Origin of the sequence: Undibacterium sp. Di27W, assembly GCF_049340345.1 — a bacterium.
Taxonomy (GTDB): domain Bacteria; phylum Pseudomonadota; class Gammaproteobacteria; order Burkholderiales; family Burkholderiaceae_D; genus Undibacterium.
In genome coordinates, this window is record NZ_JBMPOS010000007.1 from 196,130 (window position 1) to 220,850 (window position 24,721).

Here is a 24,721-nt window from a genome sequence, read left to right on the forward strand (position 1 = left end):
AATTACTACCGCCTTGCTTTTCAATAAGAACACCATGTTAATTGACGTTATCAAAAACGGCTTCAGAACCATCTTCAGAATGCGCCATGAACGCGAGTTGCCACCGCCTGGCCCCAAACCAGCATTTGGCAGTACCGTCGTCTACAAGCGTCTGAAGATGCAATTAATCGTGCCTATTGATTATGAACAATGGGAATGGCTGACCGAAAAAGGCTGGCGCACCCTGGACATGCGCTCCAACCGCCGTCGTTATTTCAAAGTGCCGCGCAAAGCAGTCATACGCCTGCTGCATGCCAATGAAACAGAACGCGAAACCTTGCTCTTGCAAATTCTGGAGCATCGTTATGACAGGTCGCGCCTGCATTAATCATAAAATAAATAGAACATTAACAATGTAATGTCATATTCTATTTATTATCAAAGTGACTCCATAAAATTTCAAGGAAATGCATTGCCAACAAAATAACATCGGCGATAGATTCATTTGCTTAACTAAATCTCAGTAAAATTAAAATTTTATTTCGATACTATTTCTCAGAGACGAATCCGCAAGCGTGGCGAACAATATCTATGTATCGATTTATAATTAATTTCCACGGAAACTCTCGTCCTGGTTGATTGAAATTTAAGTGCGAAATTAAATTATTTGGGAAACTTGAATTTGCCAAGCTTGGAAATCCTTCACTTGAACTTGTTGCTCGTGTAGTTAAATAGAATTCAGCTATTTCGTAGATCGTTGTCCTTCGCTCCTCTCTTCTACCACCTTGTGAATAACTGACGTACGTGAATGCTCCAGCATTTCTTACCAGATTCATATCATTAAAAGCTGGATTGCCTAGAACGCTTGTTCGAATTGTTTGCTCATAAACAACTGAAGATTTTTGATAAAGGAAAGTTAAGAAAAGCAATAAATGAATGTGGATACCTCTATCAGCACTCCCATTCTCTAAGTTGACAAACGCTGCCTCGATAATTTTCAAGACTTGTTTTTGGTCCCTTAACCCAGCTTGAAAATAATCTGAATATTTGGAGAAGGAGAAAACTAACATGTCAGTTGAGTCTACTTCATCAATTATATTTTGTACCCCAAAAATTAGTTTGGAGCTATCTGGCTTTATCGCATTTTTTAATAAGTGTTGCGCATACACAAAACTACTAGGTTCAGGTAACAAATACTCCAGATCGAAGAAGCGTTTTAAGTACCTTTCTCCATCAAATCCAGCACCGTAAATAGCTTTTACAGACTCAGACAATTGCGCAATATTAGTAGCAACTACAAAGTAAATTCCTTTTACACCGAATAAGTGTTTAATGCCCTCTAAAAGTTCTATTGCATAATTCGGTCGACACCTATCAAGCTCATCAATAAATATGAAAACTGGAAGTTGCACCAATGGCTGATCGCTTAAAGCTTCGATAAGCAGCGTCAGCTTTTCTTTAAATTCCTTAATAGCAGTTTTTGTATTTCTATGCTCCTTCAATGCGTTGTCAACTGCTTGCTCAAGAGATTTTTTAGTGCTCTCGAATGACTTTTCTATGCCTTCTTTCTCATCGGCATCCACAGAGATTTCATCGGTATCGTTGTCGCTAAACATCTCAGAAATTTTTTCCACACTCATGCCAACAAGATGTTTAGCTCCTGCCGATACTAATACTTGACTAGCAGGCTTAATGATTTTTTTTAATTTTCCAAATGCGGATGCGTATAATTTTTTGCCAATAGGTACGCGTTTAAAGTATTCAGCAAGCCCTAAATCTAATTCAGCTATGAATGCAATGAGTGGATCAGTTGTAAAGTCATTTTTCCACGCATCAAAATAAACTGCAGGGTAATTTTTAAAAGAAAGCTCTTTTTTCCATCTTTCCAGCATGAATGTCTTGCCATATCCCCATTCGGCATTAATAGCAAGTACAAAACCTTCCTCATCTTTTTTCAGTGCATATCTCGTCGTCAGATATTTTTCAAGATATTGAGCGGCTTCTTTTCTCTTAAGAATATCTCCGCCCCAAAAATCTTCTGGCGCTACTGTTTTTGATTGCTCATCAGTCATGGTCTTTTGTAATTTAGATAATTTTTCATATATTATCAATTTCACTTTAAATAAATGGCCGTATTTGGAAATACTACTGAAATTTTGCATTTAATGCTGTATTTTTAATAACCCTAGTATTTTCCTGACACGTTTATATGCCCCTTTAACGCGCAAATCAGAAAACACTTGTTCAGTGACATATAATCGTGCCTTCGAAGGATTAACTTTATCTGGTACGCGATGTTTCCCATGGGAAACCTGCATTCAACAAACGAAGCATGCAAAATACAAGTAACGACGTTGAGGTTCAGAACGAAGACGATCTCGCTCTGCAGACCTATTTCAAGCCTGGTATTACTCCCGAAGACGTTTCCGCTGTATTCCCCCTGAAGCGCGCCCAGCCTGTATTGCAGGCTTTTACGGCTTTGTTTCATGGCGGTTTCAACGGCGTACTGTTGCGCCTGCTGGTTTTGCGGGAATTGGCAGCGGATGTGGAAACACCATCGCTGAGCCGGGCGGATATCAATGCCAAGCTGGGTTATCTCGAAGCTGATGCTTTGGAGACGGTGTTGTCACGCCTGCGCTCCACTGGTCTGCTGATCTGGGATGCCAGCCAGTCTGTCTACCGCATTGCACCGACGGCACGTAATGTGCTGGCAGCGATAGAGTCCTTGCTGCAAGTTGAAGAAAACAATGACCAGGCTGAGATGAGTTATATGCTCACCCAGGTCGCCGGTGCCCAGGCCGTGGGTGGGGTCTCGGTAGAGCAATTGCATCATTTGCTGGGCCGCCTGATAGAGCTGACGGAAGAGTTCTCGGATGCGATTGCCTCGGGCTCAGAATTCCAGTTGCGTACTGCCCAGCAAAAATGGCATACCGCCTGTGACTGGGTAGAAAAAGGTTCGCAAATTATTCATGCCATCACCAACGACAGCCGTGCCGATGCCGCAACCCACAGAGCAGCCCAGGCCATAGGCCGGGCCCAGAGTGCCCTGCTGAATATGCAGGGCATGTTCTCAAGGGCCTTGAACCAGATTGAACGCCAGCGCGTACACCTGGGTCAGTCTGGCTTGTCGACGACAGATATCAAAACCTGGCTGCTGCAAAAAGATGACCTGGCGGCGCTGGCTGACGATGCTCTAGCAAAACCGGTGACACCAATGTTTATCACGCCTTCAGAAATGATAGACGTGGCCGAGAGTGAACTGCTGAGCCACCGCGTGTCTGCACTTGCGGGTGCTTTGCCTGCCGGTGAAAATGCACCATCGATTGCCAATGAGGATAGCGATGCTCTGCATGAGCTGGATCACTGGCTGGCCTTGCTGACCAATGCTGATGCATCTGAAAAACCGATCTCGCTGCAGGATATCTTATTGCCGTCGAATTTTTCGATTGCCTCTTACCGCGCCTCCATGCTGCCCTTGCTGGGGGACGCCAATGAATCCGCCTTGCAGGGTGCGACCGGGATACTGGCACGCCTGCCGCTGGTCTTTAATTCCAAAGACAAAATGCACAAGGTGCATGATGAGCACGTTGCGGCAATGTCGATTGCCAGCCTGAGTGCGCCCGATACTGCAGCTAAGTCTGAGACTACACGCAAAGCGAAGCCATCTGCACCCGCCGAACCATCTGCACCATCTGTAGAAACAAGAGAAACACCATGATCGAAGATGCACAAATCCTCATCGCCCGCTTGCTGGCGCACCAGACTCTGCGCCGTGAAGACAAGCTGGTTAAACGCGCCTTGTCGGATGAATTGTTCCGCACCGAGATCGACACGCGCCTGAAAGCCTGCGGCATGAAGTTTGTCGATAATGTGTATGCCGACTATGTCACTCTGGCTTTGACACGCGACAGTGAATCCAAGGTATTTGGCACTAAAGAAACCTGGCAGAATAATAATTTTGGCCTGGCTCGCGATGGCGTGGCCTTGCTGGTGGTCTTGTGGTCGCTGATTATTTTGCCCAAGCGTGAACGGCAGGAAGCCCATCAACTGGCAGAAGAAGACCAGAATGATATGTTTGGCAAAGACAAGCCCATGCCGCGTGCAGAAGATACTTCGATGGGTATTTCTTACCGTGCCCTGCTGGCAGACTTTGGCGAAAAGCTGGGCAAGAAAACCCGTATGGACATGAACCTGGGCCAGCTGGCACGCGTAGGCTTTATCGAACGCAAAGCAGACTTGATACTTGAAGGCCCGCTACTGGATTTGCTCATGGATACCGATACCCTGAAAGACCGCATCATCAATGGTGCGCTGTCAGATATTTTCCAGATCCCGGCACCACGCACACCAGCCATCATCGCACCTGTAGTTGAAACCCAAGCTGAAGCTGAAATTGAAGCTGCTACTGACACAAATGTAGCAAGCGTGGACACACCTGTTGCCGATACCGATGCAAGCGCAAGCATAGCCATCAACACCAATACCGAAAAAGAATAAGCACCATGTTTCATATCAAATCGCTGGAACTTGTCCATTGGGATTATTGGCAACGCATCAAGAACATCCCGCTGGATGCCAAGATTATTACTATCGCCGGACAAAATGGCTCGGGTAAAACCACGCTGCTGGATGCTCTACGCACCCTGTTTGGTCTGGAATGTTCGATGGGGCGTTCCTACAAACATTATGCCCGCCATTCTGGCCAGCAAACGGCATGGATACGTGCGGTGGTGGATAACAGCGCAGTCGGGCCGCAGATTTCCAACCGCCCTTTCCGCATGTCTGGCCTGTATGAAGATGAAGTCACGCTGTTTTGCAAAATAGAAAAAAATGGTGGTGACTGGAAGCGTCAATACCTGATGCGTAGCGGCAAAACCGAGATAGAAGAAATACAGGAAGCCAACGACTGGCTGGGTGTGGAAAGCTACCGCAAGCGCCTGGCACATGCCGGCTTGTCGAATGCCATGGGCAAGGTGCTGGCACTGGAACAGGGCGAGACGGACAAGCTTTGTGAATACGCGCCGCGTCAGTTGCTGGACCTGGTGTTCCAGGTGTTTGGTGACAAGGAAGTACTCGATGCCTATGATGATGCCAAGCGCCATCAGCGTGATACTGAGACTGAATTGCAGCGTTTTGAAACCGAGCTGGAAGGTGCAAAAACCAACCTGGAAGGCTTGCGCCTGCGCGTAGCCAATTACCATCAATATGAAAGCCTGGGCAAGGAAAAACGCGATCTGCAGGAAGAGATACTACCCACCCTGCAATATCATGAAGCATTGGCACAGGCTGGCAATACCAGCCAGGCACTGCGTGCCAGCAAACGCTTTTTAAAGACACAAGACCTGGCACTATCTGACCGTCGCCAGCACCTGGCGCAACAGGCGCAGCAAGTCTCAGATGCCAAGCAGGCAGAAGCCGCACTGGAAACTGAAGAATCGTCGCTGCGTGAAAAACTGGGGCAGATCAATAGCAAACTCAAGCCACAAGAAAGCCTGCTGGAACAAAAAGCCCGTTTGCAAAAACTGGCTGCTGAAGCGGATGCTGATGTCGCCAATATCGCTGACGATCTGGAGAAAAAAGAAGCCGAACTGTCACGCCAAAAACTGGAACGTGATGCCCTGACCCAGCGTATCGCTGGCGAAATGGAAACCATCGCCGCCCTGCAAGGCAAGTCTGCCCTGCCCGACCCAGAGAATGTGCGCCAGATGCGCCGTGCGCTGACAGAGGCGAACATTCCGCATTGCATGTTGCCAGAGATCGTCGAAGTGACCGATCCTAAATGGCAAGCTGCAGTCGAAGGTGTATTGCGCGGCTATACCTCGGTCATTTTGCTGGACAAGGCGACTGATGCCTCTGCTGCTTATCGCATAGGTGAGAAACAACGTTACAGCCACTTCATCGTGCCTGACCGTATCAGCGCACCCGTGGTCAAGGACCAGAGCCTGCTGTCTGTGGTCAACTTCACTGGCCAGGCACCAGGCTGGCTGATCGAGCAACTGCAACGCATAGACACGGTAGGCTCGATAGAACTGGGCATGAAGCTGCCGAAAAATCAGGAATGGATTACGCCTGACGCTTACCATTTTGAGCGCCGTGGTGGCCGTTCACTGTTTGTCGAAGTATCACGCTATCGCTTTGGTAATGCAGGCCGCACGCAGCGCCTGGAAGCCTTGCTGAAGTCTTTGCCGCGCCTGCAATCGCAAGAAGATGTGCTGACCATGCAGATCAGCAAACTGGCCGGTGAAATCAGCGCCTACAAAGCGCGTCTGGCCGGTGTCGATGCCGCAAAAGAACTGAGTGCCCGTCATGCAGAATTTGAAGAAGCGACGCGCAATACCCAGCCGCTGAAGCAGCAGCGCATGGAAGTCGGTGGTCGCCTTGGTGAAATCGCGCCTTTGCTGAAAGCCGCTACCGAACAACGCTCTATCGCTCACCTGAAATGGGAACAGGCCAAAGCCGCGATTGCCGATGCCGAAGCCCAATTGCGTAACTCAGAAAAACGCCATGCCGATGAACGCAAGGAACAATTTGAAACCCTGCGTGCCATGCGTGATACCTGGCATACTCTGCCACATAACTGGAAGCGTGCTTCGCACCGCAAGGAACTGGTGGCTGAACATGAAAACGTCCACCAAATCGAATTGCGCATACGCAGCCTGACGAATAATCTGGCGCGCGATGATTGGGAAACAGACTCTACAGTCGTCGATCAGTACACGCGTTTGAACGCCCTGCTGCAAGGCCGCCAGGCAGAAACTGATGAACGTCGCTATCAGAATAACCGGGCGATAGAAGCCACCGTGAATGCCCGTGCCGCCTATATGGACAGGCTGCGCTTCACGATCAAGTCTTACAGCAAGAACATCAAGCAACTCGGTGAGCTGGCAGGCATAGAAGTGCATACTGATCCCGTCAAGCTGGAAAATGATGACATACAACTGTCCCAGGCTGGTTTGCATGTACGCTTCAAGTTTGACGGCAAAGGCCCGATAGGCATGAACGACGGTGAAGCATCCGGCGGCCAGCAAGTCATGAAGTCATTGATCTTGCTGATAGGCTTGTTGAAATCCGACGATGGTTCTGGCGGCTTTGTGTTCATCGATGAACCTTTTGCCCATCTGGATATACGCAATATCCAGCTGGTCGGTGAGTTCCTCAAAAACACCGATGCCCAGTACCTGATGACGACACCGCTGACGCATAATACTGACGTCTATGATCCTTCTGAACTGACACTGATCACCAGCAAGAAGAAAAAAGATACCGAATGGGCTCAGCCTATTTTTGTCTTGCAAAGAAAGGTTGAAAAACAAAAAGAAGGACGTGCTTGAACAAGCAAGGCACAAGTTTGCTTAGAACTCATTTCAGTATTCACCATGACGATAATAAACAGAGACCGGGATGCGCAGAAAGACTAAAAGCAAGGTATCGAAGCAAGCGATATTCAACAAAAGCAACAAAAACAACGAAAATAGCCCGACCACAGGCAGGATTGCGCATGCTGCAACGCTGGCATCAGCGCTACAACAAGACCATGTGCATGCCTGCCCAAACTGTGGTGCAACGCTGACTGGCAATTATTGCCAGTCTTGCGGCCAGCCTGCCCATGTGCACCGTTCGATGGCGCATATGTTTGAAGAATTCTTGCATGGCATATTTCATTTCGATCACAAACTCTGGCGCACCCTGCCTGCGCTGATACTCAGGCCAGGCAAACTTACCCGTGATTATATTGCTGGCAAACGCCATAGCTACGTGTCACCACTGGCGCTGTTGCTATTCCTGATCGTTGCCATGTTCTTTGTCTTTTCATTGACGATGAAAGACCCCTTAGCCGGACTGAAAGGTAATTACAAATCCAGGGATGAACTGGTATTGGAAATCTACGAGACCAAAGAGACTCTGAACAAACTCACATTGCCGCAAGAAAAACAGACAGCATCACTAGCAGACGAATATCTGGAAGATCTGGACAGCACCCAGAAAAAACTGAGCAAGCTTGAAACAGCCCTGGCAGAAGAAAACCAGCGTCTTGCAAAAGAAGAAAAAGAGCAATCGGAAGCAGAGGCGGAAGATAAAAAAGCCAGTAGTGGATATGACATCACCCAGGTGAAATGGATCAAAAAAGTCCTGGACCGTGCTGAAAAGAATCAGGCCCTGACTTTCTACAAAATGAAGGCCAATGCAGCAAAACTGGCTTTCCTGCTGATGCCGATTTCCCTGCCGTTTCTTTGGTTATTATTTGTATTCAAGCGGCGTTACAAGCTGTTTGATCATGCCGTATTCTCGCTGTACTCATTGTCTTTCATGAGTATTTTATTCATGTGCATTGCTCTACTGGCAAAACTCAATCTTGCGACTATCGCTGGTTTATTATTTGCCTTTGTCCCGCCCGTGCATATGTTCGTGCAACTGCGCGATGCCTATGAACTGGGATTTTTTGCCAGCCTGTGGCGTACCGCAGCCTTGCTATGCATTGCCGCCCTGTCACTGCTGATTTATACGGTGATTGTCGCTGGCCTCAGTTTTTAAGATAGGTAATAACAGCTAGGCAGCATTCTCGGGCCTGGCTGTGGATGGAAGACATAAATCACGCAACTTCAATCTCAGTGAGCGTGAGTGTGCGGGTTTTCCATAACCCACCCGCCCCATGAAACAGGTGTTTTTCAACAGGGCGGGATGGCAAAATGCAGCCAGGTTTTGCTGCAGTTCCTGCATCTGCTCCTGTATGCCTGCGGTGGCGCTACAAGTGCGCCCTGCTTTTACATACCAGCTGAAAATCAAGGGTGTCATTTCTGGCTGCAATTGTATGCCGAGTTGAGTGGCGGTCAGCCAGAAGCTTTGCAGGCTACGACCGGCAGCAACAAAATCTTCTACCGTTTGCGGTTCTTTCTTTGCCACGATCATGAAATGCGTTGCACAAAACAGTGCCGGGATCAGATCAAGTTGCAGGCGCGGTAGCCAGGTGCCAGCAAGGTAATGATTCATCCAGTTGACGCGCTGCCAGCTATGCATGGCCCAGCGCATCAGCAATAGCCCCAGTTTGTCCATGCCTATGGCTTGATCGGGTATGCGGTCTTCACTGAATTGCTTGCCCCAGTCTATGACTTTCTTATGGGTGCTGAAAGCCTCTGGCATGGTCAGTCGTATTTTTGCATTTCGCCATAATAATTTCGCCATCTCCCAGCGCTGTCGCCAGCCAGCAAACCAGCATATGGTGAAATTCTCCCCCACCGCCTGTTCCAGCGCCAATTGGTGCTCTGCCAGTAAAGCCCTTGTGGACAGCGCCCGCCTTTGTACACTTCTTTTTTCTATCTCTGCCACCAAAGGATGCGGGATACAGGTATCAGCGGGCAAAAGCCTGACCTGATAGCTGATTGCTCTGCTATTACCTTGCTGGCTGTCGCTGTCTATGCGCAAAAATTCTGCCCGCCGCTGCTGATGGCTGGCAGCCAGACTGATGTTTTCCAGCAAGGCACCCAGGGCGATCTGGCTGGGTCGGCCCTCGAAATCATAAACCACGCTGTCCCTGGTATCGAAGGCCTGGATGATAAAAAGTTCGTCAGAAATAATTTCAAAACGCCAGTTTTGTACATTGTCACCGCTGGGTGCCCAGCGCGCCTTGTCGAGTATGTATTCAAGCGGGCTCATGTTGCCTTCCTGTGCTGGCCAGTTTCTGACCCAGTATGCGCCTGGCAATGGCCAGCTTGATTTTTTGCAGTGGATTGCGGTTGCCGCCAGGTAGCCAGGTTTTCTTCAACTCCTGTCGGTAAGCGTCGTAATGCATGCCGTGCGGGGCACACATTACTTTTCCTCGTCCTAGCAGTATCTTCGTGGCTTCGGTAGCTGCTACGCCTGCGCACAACTGACAAGCCATGATAGTCGATGGTCCTTTTTTCAAATCCAGTCTGACGCGGCCAGGATCAACCAGATACGACATATGCAGGCGTGCTGGTGCCAATCCCAACAAAAATCGCAAGCCCTGTTCGAACTCTGATTGCCCCTGCATCTGGAAATAGTCATCGAAACTCATCTTGCCTGGCATAAAAGCCAATACGGCAGTGCCCATGCCCAAGGGCGCAGCAGTGACTGCCGGTATACCCTTGCGATAGCATGCGGCGAAGACGGCACGGCGAGTATCAAAAACAAAAAAATCCAGACTGTCTATATAGATATCGACACCATGCAGGAAAGCATCCATATTGCCCGCCCCCACGCCTTGCGGAAATACTGTTATCTGCAATTCAGGGTTGATATCTTTGGCCATGGCTTGCATGACTAGTGTCTTATCCTGCCCCAGCGTTGATTGCATGGCACCAGCCTGGCGGTTCATATTCGGTAAATCAAACTGATCAAAGTCAGCAATATGAAAGGCCGAGATACCCAATCTGCTCAGCGTCAGCAAATGAGCCCCACCAACACCTCCCATGCCTGCGATCGCGACCTTCTTGCCACGCAACTGTGCCTGCTCCACCTCAGTGAACCAGCCCAGATTGCGTGAAAAAGCCTGGTCGTAATCGAAAGCAGAGCTGGTGCCACCCAGCTTGTTGATGTATGACTCCATTTCAATACTCACTCATGCTACGCAAACGACCAGCCAGACTGAATTCTTCTTGTGGAGAGAAGAAATAAGGATAAAAAGAACGTTCCTTCTCGGCCAGCTCAGGCTTACCGCCAAATTGTTGCACCAGTGTCGCAACGTAGTTCAAGTCTATCCCCAGCAAGACCGAGGGTGCCTGAATTTCCTGATTATCACGGACATCGCTCAAGATCGTGAAATTCAGCATACGCTGATAAAACGCCACATGCCTGGGATTCACTTCTATGCAGATATAGTTGTAGTGACGGACCCGAAAAGCCCAAATCTCGGCAATATGAAACAGAGATGCCAGCACGCTCTTGGATTTGACGTCTTTCTCTACAGCCAGTTTGGTGAACTGGCATAGTTTTGCACCTTTGCGGCGCAGACTATCAAGTTCAAACTGATACAGGCTATCCAGAGGTAATCCATCCTGGGAGTCGAATTGCACGCTGAGTGTGCCAACTATGCAGTTCTCTATTGTTGCCTGCAGACTCAAGACATTCATGGTCTTACGCAATTCGTGGTTGGTGTAGCCGCGCGAAGAAAATCGCTGGTTCACCAGCATGCTGATGGATTCCTGATCGTTCGTGGTATTGACCAGCTTGACCTTGAAGCCATTTTTTTGTTTCTCCGGCCATGGGTAAACCGGCGCTTGCCGTGCAAAAGCGTCTCTGTGATGTTTAGGCGCGACATCTAGCGGCATACCAATGATGGTATTTGTCTGTGCAAGTGAGTGCATGATCTTGTCCAAAGTTATGAGGAATTAAGGGGCTGAAAGACCTTTCCTGTGGCGTGCGCACCCACTTCTGGAAGCAGAAATATTGTTTCTGCGTAGTAAGTATATGCATGCTTCTGGATAATTAATAAGCTAAAATAGACAACTGATATGCCAATCCAGCCATAACTTGTAAGCAAATATAAGCACAATGCTACCTGTCCGTTTTGATTTGTTATATCTGGAAGGCTGCCTTCCTGGTGCCATGCTGACCAGTGTCGACGCCATTGTCGGTGCCAATACTTTCTGGAGTTTGCGTAATCCTGAAAAACCTGGCGACCCGGGCAAACGGTTTTTCCCTTTTCGCTGGCGCGTGATTGACAGGCTGGGCAAGACCATCCACTTGCCGTGGTTAAACAATGCCGCCTTGCCCTACCTGGATGACAGTGATGAGTACTTGCCAGCCATGCAAACCGTGCTTGTAGTGCCCGGCCTGCAAGTCATGAATATTTATGATCTGGAAAAGCGCATCAAAACTGGCGAAGCCGAGAAAAATTTGATACAGGCACGCCATCAATCCGGTGCCATCATTGCCGGCAGTTATAACGCGACCGGCTTTTTGGCCGAAGCCGGTTTACTGGAACACAAGCAAGCCACCATGAGCTGGATGATGAGTGGCTGGCTGACGGATAATTATCCCAATGTGTTGCTGAATTTGCGGCATGAGGTGGTAGTCGATGGCAACATCCTGACTACTGGAGCGCCAGCCAGTAATTGCCGTTTGATTTATGAAGTCATGCGCCTGCTCTCAGGAGATGCACTTGCCAATAGCGCCATAGATGCCACTTATTATCAGGAAGAACGCTATAAAATCAGTGCAGACATGAATCCTGTGCTATCTGCCAAACCACGCGATGGCATCGTCTTCAAGGCGCGCGCCTTCCTTGAGGCAGACCTGGGTCGCAGCTATAACTTGCAAGACGTGGCGCAGGCTGCTGCGGTCAGCCCACGCACGATTAATCGTTACTTTAATGAAGTATTGGGTATGTCGCCGCTTTCATATCTACAAAAAATTCGCATACAAAGGGCCAAGCAATTACTGGAAATCAGTATGCTCGATATCAATACCATCGTTGAACAATGTGGTTACCGCGACAATAGCGCATTTTGTCGGCTGTTCAAAAGAGAAACCAAGATGAGTCCCCTGCAATTCCGGCGGCGCTACAATTTCCGCGTAGACAAGCGCTGGTGGCGCGCCAACGATACGACTTCTTACAAAAAATTGCGCCCGGAAGATCCGGAACCCAAGAAAACATGAGCATTAAAACAAACATGCTTTGGTATGAGTTTACATTGCAGCCAAGGTGGCTCAGACTCTCGCCAGAAAATCATCATCTCATTCCCTCAAGCAATCGCTGGAAAAAAACATGTTAATCAACTGCGTCACTTACCAGGAAGGTCGCAAACTGTCCGATATACCCGTGGCAGAAATCAGCGACTATGTGCGACAAAAGGACCAGTTTGTCTGGGTGGCCTTGCGCGATGCCTCAGATGAAGAATTACAGGAAATGCAAGTTGAATTTAACTTGCATGAACTGGCTGTGGAAGATGCGCGCCATGGCTATCAAAGACCCAAGATAGAAGAATATGGTGATTCCCTGTTTGCCGTCATCCACACGGTAGAAATGCTGGAAGGCGAACTGAACATAGGTGAGCTCAATCTCTTCGTCGGTGACAATTATGTGTTGTCGGTGCGCAATCGCTGTCAGCAAAACTTTCTGGGCGTGCGCCAGCGCTGTGAGCGAGAACCACATTTGCTCAAGCATGGCTCGTCCTTTGTCTTTTATGCCCTGATCGACGTGGTTGTGGACCGCTATTTCCCTGTCGTGGAAGCTCTGGAAGAAGAGCTGGAAAGGATAGAAGAACAAATTTTCACCAAGGGCAGTGAAAGAGCAAATATCCAGCGCCTGTACCAACTCAAGCGCAAAATCATGGTGGTCAAACATGCCGTCACACCTTTGATGGAAGCCTGCGGCAAACTGTTTGGTGGCCGCGTGCCAGCAATGTGTGTCAATACCCAGGAATACTTCAGGGATGTCTACGATCACCTATACCGCATCAATACATCGATAGAAACCATACGCGACACCATCAGTACGGCGATACAAGTGAATTTATCCATGGTTGCCATAGACGAGAGTGAAGTCAATAAACGCCTGGCTGCAGGTGCGGCAATTTTTGCCGTGCCAACCGCTTTTGCCGGGATCTGGGGCATGAATTTCAAAGCCATGCCGGAACTGGAATGGCATTATGGCTATCCCATGGCGATTACTATCATGGTCACAGCTTGTGGCTACTTATATTACCGTTTCCGTAAAAGCGGCTGGTTATAAAGATCTCAACAGATGGTCTGGGATTGTCAATTAAATACAAAAAAGTAACTATCCTTCGCTATAAAATATGGCATTTACCAGACCTCCCCCTCATTGCTCATCATTAATAACATACTCAAATGAAAAAACTTCTTAGCTTCTTCTTTCTGATAACTTGCAGCCTTAACAGCATGGCCCAGGATCATGTGGAAAATGTTGCGAAAAAGACTTGTGAATGCGTAGAGAAAATCCCGCAAGACTTACAAAAAGATGGTGCATATGCCCAGGTCGCTGTCTGCATGTTCCAATCCTTTAATAAGCAGGAAAAAGAATTCTTTCAAAAAGAATTCAACCTGAGTTTCACCAATGGGAAAGACGGTGAAAAAATAGGTAGCATATTGGGCGCAAGCATGATGACTCAATGCCCAAACGTCATTATGAAAATGTCGACAGTCCTCAATAAGGGTGTTGTTTCAGGTACGGCGGCTGGCGTCATCAGCAAAATTGATAGCGACTTCTTTGTCATGTTCTCTTTGCGTGAACGCAATGGTGTTACCAGCAAATTTATCTGGCTGAATCAGATTCCTTCCAAGATAGACTTACCCAATACCTATCAGAGTCTGCTGGGTAAAAATGTAGAATTCAAATATGAAAGCAGAGATATCTTTGATCCCAAAATAGGTGAATACCGCCAATTCAAGGTATTAACTGACATCAAGTAAACCATTCCATACCCGCCTGACAGCGGGTATTACCTGGTACAGGCATTGTTAAATACCCGATCGGCCAAGCAACAATTCATTCACGCTTAGTAAATGACTGATGCGTTGCTCATTCAACTCCAGGATGCACATGTAACGTCGGTGTCCAGTACCCGTTCCACCGGCAGCCAGGCTTGCCTGTAACTCACATTGCTCAACACGATAGCGCAGATATTGCCTGCTTGAGGAGAGCAATTTACTCTTCACCCTTGCACGATTTCCTGCTGTATCGTCCCATCGCTGCACCGCAGCCAGCACATCTGCTTCAAGCTGGCGGAGCGCGGCATCGCTTTTCACGACACGCTCTTCCAGGCATGTGCGCGCATCGGCCTGCCCGCCTATATAAAAACAATCCTCACCCGAAGCAGCGCGCTGCGCCTGCACCGCTGTAGACAAAACTATCGAGGATAAAAATAACAAGCATGGTAATAAGCGCATATTGATCATCATTGAGTCAGAAAATTCAAGAGCCGCTTGCAAATAGCAGCGCTCACGGAAACTTTTATATTATAAAATCTACACCTTGTTTATGCTAATTGCCCCAACTGGCAATAAAGCTATATGGCAATCATCAGACACCATCATCAAAAAAACAGAGAGCAAACTTATGGGCCTGGATATAGGGACGGCAGCAGATGTGGCGGCAGAAATGGTCGTAGTGAATGAAGTAGAAAGAGCCGGGCATCATGCGACTGGCAAAGATGAGCATGCACATACCTGCGCCAACTGCTCCGCCACCCTGCAAGGTGCATATTGCCATGCTTGCGGGCAGTCTGCGCACATCCATCGTTCTTTATTACATTTGATAGAAGAACTCTTGCATGGCGTATTCCATTTTGAAACCAAGGCATGGAGAACAATCCCTGCCCTGATCTTCTCACCAGGCAAATTAACCCGCAATTACATTGATGGCCAGCGTACCCGCTATGTCTCGCCTCTGGCTTTGTTTTTGTTCTTGATCTTCCTGATGTTTTTCGTGTTTTCGTTCACCAGCAATAATCCGCTCAATAGTATCTCTGACAAACCACATACCCTGATAGGGATCACCAAGACCTTGCAAGAGAATAAGGAGAAGCTGGCTTTGCTACAAGCAGAGCGTGCAAAACTCCCGACAGGAGATGCCAAACGGAGAAGCATTGATGAAGACATTTCTGATATTGAACTGGAAATTACTGGTCTGCAGACCTCACTGAATTTACTGCATCCATCCGGCACAAAGAAAAACGAGGGGAAACCTGAAGCTGAAACTATTCAATGGACAGATGTGGCACAAAGAGTTGGCCAGAAACTGGACGGGGAAAGTGTTCATTTTTCCTCCCCGCAAGTAGAGCAAAAAGTCAGGCACGCGCTCAAAACACCTGAACTGACCTTATATAAGATAAAGAGTAATGCCTCAAAACTATCGTTTTTACTGATGCCAATTTCACTGCCGTTTTTATGGCTGTTATTTGCGTTCAAGCGTCGTTACGGAATGTTTGATCACGCCGTATTTTCATTGTATTCCTTGTCCTTTATGGCTTTGCTGTCAATGCTGGTTGCGATCTTGAATACTCTGAACTTTAGCATTACGGCAGTCTTGCTCTTTGCCGTGGTACCGCCCCTGCATATATTCTGGCAATTACGCGCTGCCTATCAGATAGGTATTTTTGCCAGTTTGTGGCGTACCTTCGCATTATTGCTGGTGGCCGTATGCTCACTACTCTTTTATATATTGCTGATTATAATTCTCAGCGCCTGAGCATCTACGAACCAGGGGACCTGTTGAAGACGACAGTTGAATCAACAGGTTTCCCAGATCACCTGATTGCGGCCATGGCTCTTGGCCTGATACAGCGCTTTGTCAGCGCGCTCAAGCAAGCGCCCCAGCCTGTCATCTTCTGTCCTGTAAACGGCAATACCTATGCTCACCGTGAGTGAGAAAACCTCGCCAGATGCGGCATTCAGGGGCATGGATTGTATGTGCGCCCGTATGCGTTCAGCGACCAGCAAAGCCTCGGGTCGGCTGGCTTGCTGCAATAATACACAAAACTCTTCGCCACCCAGGCGCCCAAATAAGTCGGACTCACGCAACTCCACTTTGACGGTTTCAGCAAAATGGACCAAGGCCTGGTCACCACATTGATGGCCATATTTATCATTGATGGTCTTGAAGAAATCCAGGTCCAGCATCATTAGCGTCATCTGGGTTTGATAACGCTGACAGCTTTTGAAGATATGCTCGGCATGTTCCAGGAAGGCGCGACGATTGGCAATGCCAGTCAAGGGATCGGTCGTTGCCAGCCTTTGCAATTCTCTTTCCAGCATCTTGCGTTGCGTCACATCACGGCATATGCCTTCTACGCCGGCATATTGGCCATCATCATCAAACAAGGCCTGGCTATTGACCGAGATATCAATGACGCGACCGTCTTTGCTGACCATCTGGCCAGGAAAGTCATTGACCATGCCATGCATCATGATTTCTTTTTTAAAGGCATCCCTGTCCGAGGCGTTGGGATAGAGGGCTTCAGCAGGCTTGCCCTCGATTTCTTCTGGTGTAAAACCCAGGATCTTGTGCACAGCGGGACTGACTTTTTGCACTATGCCATGAACATCGGTACGGTAATACACATCTTGCATATTTTCGAACAAACGACGGAAGTTGAACTCACTGAGCCGTAGTTGTTCTTCCATCTCATTATGCTCCGTCATGTCCATGCCGCTGATCATGACAGCATCCCTGCCTTCGAATTGTATGGCGCGACTAATGACCAGCAGCATGCGAAAATTGCCCTTGCTGGTACGCACACGAAATTTGCTATTCGCGTTTGCCCAGTTATCGCCCTGTTTTTTCAAACGCCCTTGTGATCTTGGCTGATCCAGTGGGTGGACAAATTCATCGACAGCTCTGTTCAACAAAAGCTGCTCCTCACTGGCTTCCAATAACTGGACAGCAGCGGGATTGAGTTTGACCAATTTGCCATCAACGACGATTGCGACGGCAACCGGCAAGATGTCAAACAAGTAAGCGTAATAATTATCTTGGCTCAAAAGTATTCCGATCGCGACTACACCCCAAGTCATAGGCGTTGGGGTTCATCGTCTCATTCTACTGCCGGGTACCGGGGAGTAAAGTAATAAAATGCAAGTTTGTGCAGAATGTTTTTACTTCACAACGATAAACCAGTGGCTGCTTGATGTCTTTGAACGTCTTTGAACGTCTTTGAACCAGTTCCAGACAAATGCTTGACACTTTTATCTTGATATTTCTGTTGTCATCTGGCTGTCAAATCAAAGGCTTAGTGTATGCTAGCCCACCAGCCGTTAGCGATCATGAACGGCTTTTTTATTGACTCAACCGACAACAAAACATGAAGAATACCTTGCCATTTTTGCCAAGCGCAATGCGCCGACTTCTCTTGCTGACTTGCCTCACGGCGTCGACAGTTCTCCCTGCCTTACCAGGCTATGCAGTTGAAAAACCTGCGAAAGCCAAGTTGCTGGTAGTACTGGTGGTCGATGGATTGCCACAAGAACAAGTTGTACGTTATCGCGATCAATTCGGCCAGGGTGGCTTTCGCCGTTTGCTGGACCAGGGTGCCTGGTTCTCGGATGCGCACCAGGCGCATGGCGTTACGGTGACAGCGGTAGGCCACACGGCTGTGCTGACAGGCGCCTACCCTTACCAGCATGGCATTATCGGCAATAACTGGATAGACCCTGTGACATTGGAGTCCATCTATTGCACGGAAGACAAGCAGCACACTTATATAGGTGAAGAAACCAAGCCCAGTGACGGTACATCCCCAGCCAATTTGCGCGTCAGTACTTTAGGTGATGAGTTGCGCTACTCGAATGGAGAACATAGCAAGGTCCTTACCGTATCCGGCAAGGACAGGGGTGCCATTCTGCTCGCAGGCAAGACAGGTACGGCCTATATGTACATGGGCAAAACCGGCAATTTTGCCAGTTCCACCTATTACATGAAGGACCACCCGCAATGGGTGCAGCAATATCAGGCAGCAAAACCACAAGACCGTTTTTACGGCAAGGAATGGCGTCCCTTATTACCGGATGCGGCCTATGCTGCAGATGCTGATGATGAGCTGGTCATCAATCAAAAAGAAAAAGACAAGCGTTTCCCTTTTGTGTACACCAGCAAGTCGGGCAAACCTGATGCTGATTACTACAAAGACCTGTACACCGGCCCTTATGTCGACGAATTGACGCTGGACTTTGCCCGTGCAGCGATAGAGGGTGAAAAACTGGGCCAGAATCCCGCTGGTGTTACTGATGTACTGGGTATCAGCCTGTCCAGCCATGATTATGTGAATCATAGTTTTGGGCCAGAAAGCCGCATGTCGCATGACCACCTGCAAAGGCTGGACAGGATGCTGGCAAATTTCTTCACTTATCTGGACAAACGCGTGGGCCTGGACAATACCATGGTAGTGTTGACAGCCGACCATGGCTTCCCGAATGTGCCGGAATTTGCTCAATCCATCAAACGCGATGCCCAGCGCCTGGATAGCAAAAAGATGACAGCGGACCTGAATCAATATTTGTCTGAAAAATTTGGACAAAAGGATCTGGTCAGCAAATGGTCTGCACCTAGCTTCTTGCTCGACTACAAAATGATAGAGCAAAAAAACCTGAAGCGCGAAGAAGTCGAAAAAGCTGCCGCCAGATACTTGCTGGGTTTGCCAGGAATAGCAGACAGTTTTACCCGTACCCAGTTTGAAAACGGTAATTTGCCGCGCACCCGTATCGGCACCCTGGTACAACGTGCCTGGCATAAGCAACGCTCTGGCGACATCATGGTGATCACCAAGCCTTACTGGTATTTTGGCAGCGAGGCACATGGCACTTCTCATGGCTCCCCATACATCTATGACACCAATGTGCCATTGATACTGATGGGCAAGCCATTCAAACCAGGCGCCTATGGCCAGTATGCAGAAGTCATGGATATTGCCCCCACTCTGGCGCATCTGTTACGCGTGCGCCCACCTTCAGGTTCAGAAGGACGGGTACTGACAGAGATTTTGCGCTGATCAGTTCAAGGCGAAAAAAAACCGCATGACAACATCATGCGGTTTTTTTCATACTGCCAGCTTACTTCGCCTGGCGGTAATTGTTCAGCATCGGATAGCTTTTGGCATACAGGGCAAACAAGAGCGCTGCCAGCAAAGCGAAGCCAGCAAAGAAGAACATCTGGAAAGCTGTGACGCTCATGCCAGTAGACTTGATTTGCTCGGTGACAGCTTCACTCTTGACGCTGGAGTTCGCCAGCAAGACCCACAGATTGCCAATAGTGACCGACAGATTCCAGAAGCTCATGATGACACCTTTCATTGCCAGCGGTGCCTGGCTATAGGCGAACTCCAGGCCCGTTGCAGATACCAGCACCTCGCCAAAGGTCAGCAAGGCATAAGGCAGGATTTGCCAGGTGATGGTCAGGGCATTGCCACCATCGATGGCCAACTGCATGAAGCCGACCACGATCCAGGCCACGCCCGAGAAAGCGATACCCAGGCCCATGCGGCGCAAAGCGGTCAATTCCACACCCATGCGTTTCAACAAAGGATACAAGACCAGGTTATTGAAAGGGATCAGCAACATCACCAGCAAAGGGTTCAAGGCCTGCATTTGGGCTGACTGGAACCAGGAAGGCTTGGTCATTTGGTCAGCCTGCAAGACCCAGGTCGATGCCTTTTGATCAAACAAGGACCAGAATGGTGTTACCAGAGCAAATACCACCAGAATGCGCAAGACTGAACGCACACCATCAACGGCCACATCTGGATGCACACCACGGGCACGTTCCAATTGCATCCAGGCACCCATGCCACCAAAGCCCAGTACCAGCACCAAAGCCAGACACAGTGCGGCAACGATGCCCACTTTAGGGATCAGGAACAAAGAGCCTACTGCCAGCAAAGCACCTGCCACTGCCAGAAAATAACCGCTTTTGGCCTGACCTGGCACATCAGTTGTCAAGGCGGTGCGCACCACATTCAGGAAGGAATGTGGGTCACGTGGTGCCGGTGGCACATGGACATACTTGGTACGGCCAGACCAGAAAATAATGGTAGCAATCAACATCAACACGCCAGGAATACCAAATGCCATGCTGGCCCCCAATTCCTTGAGGAAGATGGGCATGAGCAAAGAGGCAAAGAAAGAGCCAAAATTGATGATCCAGTAAAAACCATCAAATACCTTTTGTGCCAGCGAGCGGTTGGACTGGTCAAACTGGTCACCAACAAAAGAGGTCACCAAGGGCTTGATACCACCGGAACCCAGGGCTATCAGGAATAGGCCTGCATAAAAGCCATTGCGGTTATCTTCAAACATCGCCAGGCAGGCATGGCCACAGCAATATACCAGGCTCAACCAGAACACCGTATTGTATTTACCAAAGAAACGGTCGGCCAGCCAGCCACCCAGCAAAGGGAAGAAATACACGCCGATGACGAAGGTATGAAACACCTCTTTCGCCATACCTGCGCGCATGTTTTCTGGCATGGACAACAGCAGACTGGTAATCAGGAAAGGCGTGAGGATGTTGCGCATGCCATAAAAGCTGAAGCGCTCGCAGCCTTCATTGGCGATGATGTAAGGTATTTGCTTAGGCATCTGCGCTTTTTCAGCGCCATCCACAGCCATGGATTGAGTCATTCGTCTCTCCTGTTCAATTGTTTTTTTCACAGCACGAGCAAGCCAGCTTTTGTGGAGTCAGGCTTGCTTTTTTTTAGGATGATGGATATGTTCATCCAGCATATAAATGAGATATATCTGGAAAAACAGTGGGCGAAGTATCCAGATTTGTGGGTGGGTAGTCAAGCCTGAAAAGCCTGGATTTTAATAGCGAAAGCTGAACTTACAGTTGTCAATTGCGGCTATGGCAAAAAATAGTGATATGAAGCTATCAAAACTTTCCATGCCTGACTTAGGCTATCTCATTGCAAGCCATATGGATGCTCACTTTGTGCAGTGCAAAAACAAAAATTCTCATGAGTTGATGCGATACAGTTATGAGTCAATCTTGCAAAAATAAATTTCTCATTTATTCAACAAACTCTGAAAAAATGCCCGCTTACACAGCGGGCATTTTATTTTCTATCGCAGCATCAGACAGCGGCGGGCTTGCCGCTGATCAGGCGCCAGGCCCGGAAAGGCAGGCGGAACAGGAAGCGCACCATGACTATGGTCAACAAGGCTTCAATAAAGGTGGAGATGAAAGCGAAGAAAGTATTCCAGCGAGATTCACGGCGGCGGAACTTGGCGATCATGCGATCGTGGCTAATTTCTATACTGTCATAGAAAGTCGGCACTACCAGCAAGGTCAGCAAGGTTGAGGTAATGGTCCCGCCTATGATGGCAATCGCCAGAGGACGGTAAAACTCACCGCCCTCACCCAGGCCTATAGCCACCGGCAACATACCGGCAATCAGTGCAAAGGTGGTCATCAAAATCGGACGCAAGCGCTTGCGCCCGGCATACATGAGTGACTCTTCGCGGTCATAGCCTTCTTCTTCCCGTTTTCTGGCGCAATCCAGCAAGAGAATCGCATTCTTTGCCACCAACCCCATGAGCATGATGATGCCTATGAAGCTCATCAGGTTCAGCGTGCCCTTGGTCAACAGCAGGGCCACCACCACGCCAATGAGGCTCAAAGGCAGGGACAGCATGACCGCAATAGGAGCAGTGAAAGAACCAAACTGCATGACCAGGATCAGGTACATCAAGCCTATGCCTGACACCAGGGCGATGGTCATTTCAGTAAACAATTCTTTTTGTGAACGTGCAGCGCCACCCAGTTCTATACCAAAGCCCGTAGGGAAATTGATGGCATTGGCAATTTTCAGGGCCTCAGCTGTCACCTCTCCTGGTGAGCGGCCCTGGGCATTGGCTGACACGGCTATCATGCGCTTGCCATCGGTATGCTGTATCTTGGCCGGTCCCTTGCCCATGGTGATCTTGGCGATTTGCTCGAGTGGCACCATCTTGTCACTACCGGCTACGGCTATCGGCAGGCGTTCTATGTTTTCAGCACTGATGCGGTCCTCGGGATGCAAGCGCACTGCCACATCACGGGCTTCACCAGTAGGGTCAACCCAGTCACCGATTTCCACACCAGCAAAAGCGACTCGCAAGGCTTGCGCCGCATCATTGACGGAGATACCCAGTGAATTGGCCAGGCCACGATCCAGCTCTATCTGCAATTCATCTTTAGGGTCTTGCTCAGACAACCCGACATCAACCGCACCCTTGACCTTGCTCAGTTTGGCCATGAAGTCATTGGCGATTTCCATGAGCTTGCGTGAGTCGGGGCCAGAGAATTGTATTTGTACCGGTTTGCGCCCGCCATTTTGCAAATCGTCTTGTACTACATATTCAGCACCGATAATGCTGCCGACTTTTTGGCGCAATTCAATGGCGATCTCGATGGCTGAGCGTTTTCTCTCAGTACTCTTGCCTATATCGATATAAACCCGGCCACCAGTACTATTGATATAGCTATTGGTGACCTTGGTTTCCTTGATAGTGCGCGCCAGTTCGGCGGCTTTTTCTACTTTCAGCCTGCCATATTCGAGACTGGAACTAGAAGGTGTACGCACATCGATCAGAATGGTGCCATTGTCTGCCGAAGGCAAAAAGCTGGTGCCGCCCATGGTTGCATGCAAAGCCAGCGCACCGACAAAAGTCAGCGCCGCGATCAGGGCCATCCAGACTCGGTGGTGCAAGGCCCAGGCAATCACATTGCCATAGCGGTCTGCCTGATGATCAAACCAGATATTGAATTTGGCCAATACCAGACTGATGCCACGCTTGGGTTCCAGGTGATGTCCGACCGGGTCGCCCCAATAGGCAGACAACATCGGGTCCAGCGTGAATGAAATGAACAGGCTGACCAGCACCGAGCTGGCGACAGTCAGGGCAAATGGCCGGAACCACTCGCCAGAAACACCGGGCATGAAAGCCACGGGGATAAATACGGCAATAATCGAGAAGGTGGTAGCAGCCACGGCCAGACCGATTTCTTTGGTGCCGTTGCTGGCAGCCGTACGCCTGTCTGACCCCATTTCCATATGCCGCACGATATTTTCCCGCACCACGATCGCATCATCGATCAAGACACCGATCGCCAGCGACAAGCCCAAAAGGGTCATGAAGTTAAGCGTAAAACCACACAACCAGACCGCGATAAAAGCTGCAATGACTGAAGTCGGCAAGCTCATCGCCGTAATCAAAGTGGAACGCCAGGAATTGAGGAAGACGTAGACCACGAAAATCGTCAGCACTGCACCAAACATCAGTGATTCGATGACATTATTAAGGCTGCTTTGCGCATCCTTGCCGCCATCCTGGGTTACTTCCATCTTGGTGCCAGCAGGCAGGGTTTTATTGATTTGCTCAACCATGGTCCGTATCTTGCCAGCAACAGTAACGGTACTGGCATCACGCGAACGGGTCACGGAAATACCAACGTTAGCTTGGCCATTACGCATACTGAAGCCATTGATTTCAGCAAAGCTGTCGGCAATATCCGCCACCTGCGCCAGCCTGACCAGTTCATTGCCGCGACGCTTGATGACAATATTCTGGAATTCTGCCGGGGATTCTATGCGACCTATCAGGCGTATGCTTTGCTCATCCAGGCGTCCCCTGACCTTGCCTACCGGTGCTGTGGTGTTTTGATTGCGCAAGGCTGTCACGACTTCAGCGACAGAGACATTGTACTCACGCAGTTTTTGAGCATGCAGCAAGACACTCAGTTCACGCTTCAATGAACCATCGACAGTCACCGTTGCCACTCCATCGACACTGCGGAACTTATCAGACAATTCATCTTCCGCCATGCGTGAAATTTCTGCATGACTCAGCGTATCCGAGGTCAGGGCGATTTGCATGATGGGCTGCGCCGAGGGGTCGCGCCGCTCAAGTATGGGCTCGCGCATTTCCACCGGCATTTTATAGCGTATGGCAGCAATCGCATTCCTGACTTCGTCTGAAGCTTCAATCATATTCTTGTTGAAGTTGAAGACGATGGTGATGGCAGCATTGCCTTCATTGGCGGTAGAACGTACCTGGTACACGCCGGTAATGCTTTGCAGAGATTTTTCCAGGCGATTGATAATCTCGCGCTCCACTGTTTCTGGCGATGCACCTGGATAAGGAATGCTGATCAGCAGCACCGGCTCTTCCACGTCAGGAATCTGGTTGACTTTGAGTTTTTTGAGCGCCAGCAAGCCTATGCACATCAGGGTGATGATGATGACTATCATCGCGACCGGGCGCTTGATACTGAAATCGGAGAGGAACATGG

Annotated in this window: 18 protein-coding genes; 10 read left to right on the forward strand and 8 right to left on the reverse strand. The window is 49.0% G+C overall.

Features of this window, described 5'->3' with window-relative positions:
• The first annotated feature begins 34 nt into the window (after nucleotides 1-34).
• Nucleotides 35-367 (forward strand): hypothetical protein, encoded by a 333-nt coding sequence (locus ACO0LF_RS15990; RefSeq protein ID WP_423015642.1) that lies wholly within the window; start codon nucleotides 35-37, stop codon nucleotides 365-367.
• A 160-nt stretch (nucleotides 368-527) separates the two neighbouring features.
• On the opposite strand, the gene ACO0LF_RS15995 is transcribed toward ACO0LF_RS15990, so the two are convergent.
• A complete protein-coding gene (locus tag ACO0LF_RS15995) occupies nucleotides 528-2,051 on the reverse strand; it encodes a KAP family P-loop NTPase fold protein (protein WP_423015644.1) in 1,524 nt (507 codons plus the stop codon).
• A 260-nt stretch (nucleotides 2,052-2,311) separates the two neighbouring features.
• On the opposite strand from ACO0LF_RS15995, the gene ACO0LF_RS16000 reads away from it, so the two are divergent.
• The 4 genes from ACO0LF_RS16000 (at nucleotide 2,312) to ACO0LF_RS16015 (ending at nucleotide 8,511) form a co-directional block, all read left to right on the forward strand.
• A complete protein-coding gene (locus ACO0LF_RS16000) occupies nucleotides 2,312-3,697 on the forward strand; it encodes a hypothetical protein (protein WP_423015646.1) in 1,386 nt (461 codons plus the stop codon).
• Nucleotides 3,694-4,476, forward strand: a complete 783-nt coding sequence (locus ACO0LF_RS16005) for a hypothetical protein (RefSeq protein ID WP_423015648.1) — start codon at nucleotides 3,694-3,696, stop codon at nucleotides 4,474-4,476. The genes ACO0LF_RS16000 and ACO0LF_RS16005 overlap by 4 nt, the downstream gene beginning before the upstream one ends.
• A 5-nt stretch (nucleotides 4,477-4,481) precedes the next feature.
• Nucleotides 4,482-7,310: an ATP-binding protein gene (locus ACO0LF_RS16010; RefSeq protein WP_423015650.1), complete on the forward strand. Its 2,829-nt coding sequence runs from the start codon at nucleotides 4,482-4,484 to the stop codon at nucleotides 7,308-7,310.
• 70 nt (nucleotides 7,311-7,380) lie between these two features.
• On the forward strand, nucleotides 7,381-8,511 hold the full coding sequence (locus ACO0LF_RS16015; protein ID WP_423015652.1) for a DUF3667 domain-containing protein: 1,131 nt from the start codon (nucleotides 7,381-7,383) through the stop codon (nucleotides 8,509-8,511).
• A 15-nt stretch (nucleotides 8,512-8,526) separates the two neighbouring features.
• On the opposite strand, the gene ACO0LF_RS16020 is transcribed toward ACO0LF_RS16015, so the two are convergent.
• The 3 genes from ACO0LF_RS16020 to ACO0LF_RS16030 are packed head-to-tail and all read right to left on the reverse strand — an operon-like array spanning nucleotide 8,527 to nucleotide 11,300.
• Nucleotides 8,527-9,630: a molybdopterin biosynthesis protein MoeY gene (locus tag ACO0LF_RS16020; protein ID WP_423015654.1), complete on the reverse strand. Its 1,104-nt coding sequence runs from the start codon at nucleotides 9,628-9,630 to the stop codon at nucleotides 8,527-8,529.
• Nucleotides 9,617-10,543: a ThiF family adenylyltransferase gene (locus ACO0LF_RS16025; protein WP_423015656.1), complete on the reverse strand. Its 927-nt coding sequence runs from the start codon at nucleotides 10,541-10,543 to the stop codon at nucleotides 9,617-9,619. The genes ACO0LF_RS16020 and ACO0LF_RS16025 overlap by 14 nt, the downstream gene beginning before the upstream one ends.
• 1 nt (nucleotide 10,544) lies before the next feature.
• Nucleotides 10,545-11,300, reverse strand: a complete 756-nt coding sequence (locus tag ACO0LF_RS16030) for an N-acyl amino acid synthase FeeM domain-containing protein (RefSeq protein WP_423015658.1) — start codon at nucleotides 11,298-11,300, stop codon at nucleotides 10,545-10,547.
• A 187-nt stretch (nucleotides 11,301-11,487) separates the two neighbouring features.
• Between ACO0LF_RS16030 and ACO0LF_RS16035 the strand changes: the two genes are divergently transcribed.
• From ACO0LF_RS16035 to ACO0LF_RS16045, 3 genes are all read left to right on the forward strand, one after another.
• Nucleotides 11,488-12,594 (forward strand): GlxA family transcriptional regulator, encoded by a 1,107-nt coding sequence (locus ACO0LF_RS16035; RefSeq protein WP_423015660.1) that lies wholly within the window; start codon nucleotides 11,488-11,490, stop codon nucleotides 12,592-12,594.
• Nucleotides 12,595-12,703: 109 nt separating this feature from the next.
• Complete coding sequence (gene corA, locus ACO0LF_RS16040) at nucleotides 12,704-13,669, forward strand: magnesium/cobalt transporter CorA (RefSeq protein WP_423015662.1); 966 nt, start codon at nucleotides 12,704-12,706, stop codon at nucleotides 13,667-13,669.
• A gap of 119 nt (nucleotides 13,670-13,788) precedes the next feature.
• Nucleotides 13,789-14,370, forward strand: a complete 582-nt coding sequence (locus ACO0LF_RS16045; RefSeq protein WP_423015664.1) for a hypothetical protein — start codon at nucleotides 13,789-13,791, stop codon at nucleotides 14,368-14,370.
• A gap of 48 nt (nucleotides 14,371-14,418) precedes the next feature.
• On the opposite strand, the gene ACO0LF_RS16050 is transcribed toward ACO0LF_RS16045, so the two are convergent.
• Nucleotides 14,419-14,859 carry a lysozyme inhibitor LprI family protein gene (locus ACO0LF_RS16050; protein WP_423015666.1) on the reverse strand — a complete coding sequence of 147 codons (441 nt, stop codon included), beginning with the start codon at nucleotides 14,857-14,859 and terminating at the stop codon, nucleotides 14,419-14,421.
• A 157-nt stretch (nucleotides 14,860-15,016) separates the two neighbouring features.
• Between ACO0LF_RS16050 and ACO0LF_RS16055 the strand changes: the two genes are divergently transcribed.
• Nucleotides 15,017-16,147, forward strand: coding sequence for a DUF3667 domain-containing protein (locus ACO0LF_RS16055; RefSeq protein ID WP_423015668.1), 1,131 nt, complete (start codon nucleotides 15,017-15,019; stop codon nucleotides 16,145-16,147).
• Between the two features lie 41 nt (nucleotides 16,148-16,188).
• Here the strand turns inward: ACO0LF_RS16055 and ACO0LF_RS16060 are convergent, their stop codons facing one another.
• A complete protein-coding gene (locus ACO0LF_RS16060; protein ID WP_423015670.1) occupies nucleotides 16,189-17,439 on the reverse strand; it encodes a sensor domain-containing diguanylate cyclase in 1,251 nt (416 codons plus the stop codon).
• A 353-nt stretch (nucleotides 17,440-17,792) separates the two neighbouring features.
• Between ACO0LF_RS16060 and ACO0LF_RS16065 the strand changes: the two genes are divergently transcribed.
• Complete coding sequence (locus ACO0LF_RS16065; protein WP_423015672.1) at nucleotides 17,793-19,442, forward strand: alkaline phosphatase family protein; 1,650 nt, start codon at nucleotides 17,793-17,795, stop codon at nucleotides 19,440-19,442.
• A gap of 61 nt (nucleotides 19,443-19,503) precedes the next feature.
• Here ACO0LF_RS16065 and ACO0LF_RS16070 read toward each other — a convergent pair whose 3' ends face one another.
• Together ACO0LF_RS16070 and ACO0LF_RS16075 are read right to left on the reverse strand one after the other, a co-directional pair.
• Nucleotides 19,504-21,069 carry an oligopeptide:H+ symporter gene (locus ACO0LF_RS16070; protein ID WP_423015674.1) on the reverse strand — a complete coding sequence of 522 codons (1,566 nt, stop codon included), beginning with the start codon at nucleotides 21,067-21,069 and terminating at the stop codon, nucleotides 19,504-19,506.
• Nucleotides 21,070-21,521: 452 nt separating this feature from the next.
• On the reverse strand, nucleotides 21,522-24,719 hold the full coding sequence (locus ACO0LF_RS16075) for an efflux RND transporter permease subunit (RefSeq protein WP_423015676.1): 3,198 nt from the start codon (nucleotides 24,717-24,719) through the stop codon (nucleotides 21,522-21,524).
• Nucleotides 24,720-24,721 lie beyond the last annotated feature (2 nt).

What these genes read in the sequence shown, in the direction of transcription:
- ACO0LF_RS15990 (WP_423015642.1), top strand. Translation starts at nt 35, where the DNA reads ATGTTAATTGACGTTATCAAAAACGGCTTCAGAACCATCTTCAGAATG.
- ACO0LF_RS15995 (WP_423015644.1), bottom strand. Translation starts at nt 2,051, where the DNA reads ATGACTGATGAGCAATCAAAAACAGTAGCGCCAGAAGATTTTTGGGGC.
- ACO0LF_RS16000 (WP_423015646.1), top strand. Translation starts at nt 2,312, where the DNA reads ATGCAAAATACAAGTAACGACGTTGAGGTTCAGAACGAAGACGATCTC.
- ACO0LF_RS16005 (WP_423015648.1), top strand. Translation starts at nt 3,694, where the DNA reads ATGATCGAAGATGCACAAATCCTCATCGCCCGCTTGCTGGCGCACCAG.
- ACO0LF_RS16010 (WP_423015650.1), top strand. Translation starts at nt 4,482, where the DNA reads ATGTTTCATATCAAATCGCTGGAACTTGTCCATTGGGATTATTGGCAA.
- ACO0LF_RS16015 (WP_423015652.1), top strand. Translation starts at nt 7,381, where the DNA reads ATGCGCAGAAAGACTAAAAGCAAGGTATCGAAGCAAGCGATATTCAAC.
- ACO0LF_RS16020 (WP_423015654.1), bottom strand. Translation starts at nt 9,630, where the DNA reads ATGAGCCCGCTTGAATACATACTCGACAAGGCGCGCTGGGCACCCAGC.
- ACO0LF_RS16025 (WP_423015656.1), bottom strand. Translation starts at nt 10,543, where the DNA reads ATGGAGTCATACATCAACAAGCTGGGTGGCACCAGCTCTGCTTTCGAT.
- ACO0LF_RS16030 (WP_423015658.1), bottom strand. Translation starts at nt 11,300, where the DNA reads ATGCACTCACTTGCACAGACAAATACCATCATTGGTATGCCGCTAGAT.
- ACO0LF_RS16035 (WP_423015660.1), top strand. Translation starts at nt 11,488, where the DNA reads ATGCTACCTGTCCGTTTTGATTTGTTATATCTGGAAGGCTGCCTTCCT.
- corA (WP_423015662.1), top strand. Translation starts at nt 12,704, where the DNA reads ATGTTAATCAACTGCGTCACTTACCAGGAAGGTCGCAAACTGTCCGAT.
- ACO0LF_RS16045 (WP_423015664.1), top strand. Translation starts at nt 13,789, where the DNA reads ATGAAAAAACTTCTTAGCTTCTTCTTTCTGATAACTTGCAGCCTTAAC.
- ACO0LF_RS16050 (WP_423015666.1), bottom strand. Translation starts at nt 14,859, where the DNA reads ATGATGATCAATATGCGCTTATTACCATGCTTGTTATTTTTATCCTCG.
- ACO0LF_RS16055 (WP_423015668.1), top strand. Translation starts at nt 15,017, where the DNA reads ATGGGCCTGGATATAGGGACGGCAGCAGATGTGGCGGCAGAAATGGTC.
- ACO0LF_RS16065 (WP_423015672.1), top strand. Translation starts at nt 17,793, where the DNA reads ATGCGCCGACTTCTCTTGCTGACTTGCCTCACGGCGTCGACAGTTCTC.
- ACO0LF_RS16070 (WP_423015674.1), bottom strand. Translation starts at nt 21,069, where the DNA reads ATGACTCAATCCATGGCTGTGGATGGCGCTGAAAAAGCGCAGATGCCT.
- ACO0LF_RS16075 (WP_423015676.1), bottom strand. Translation starts at nt 24,719, where the DNA reads ATGTTCCTCTCCGATTTCAGTATCAAGCGCCCGGTCGCGATGATAGTC.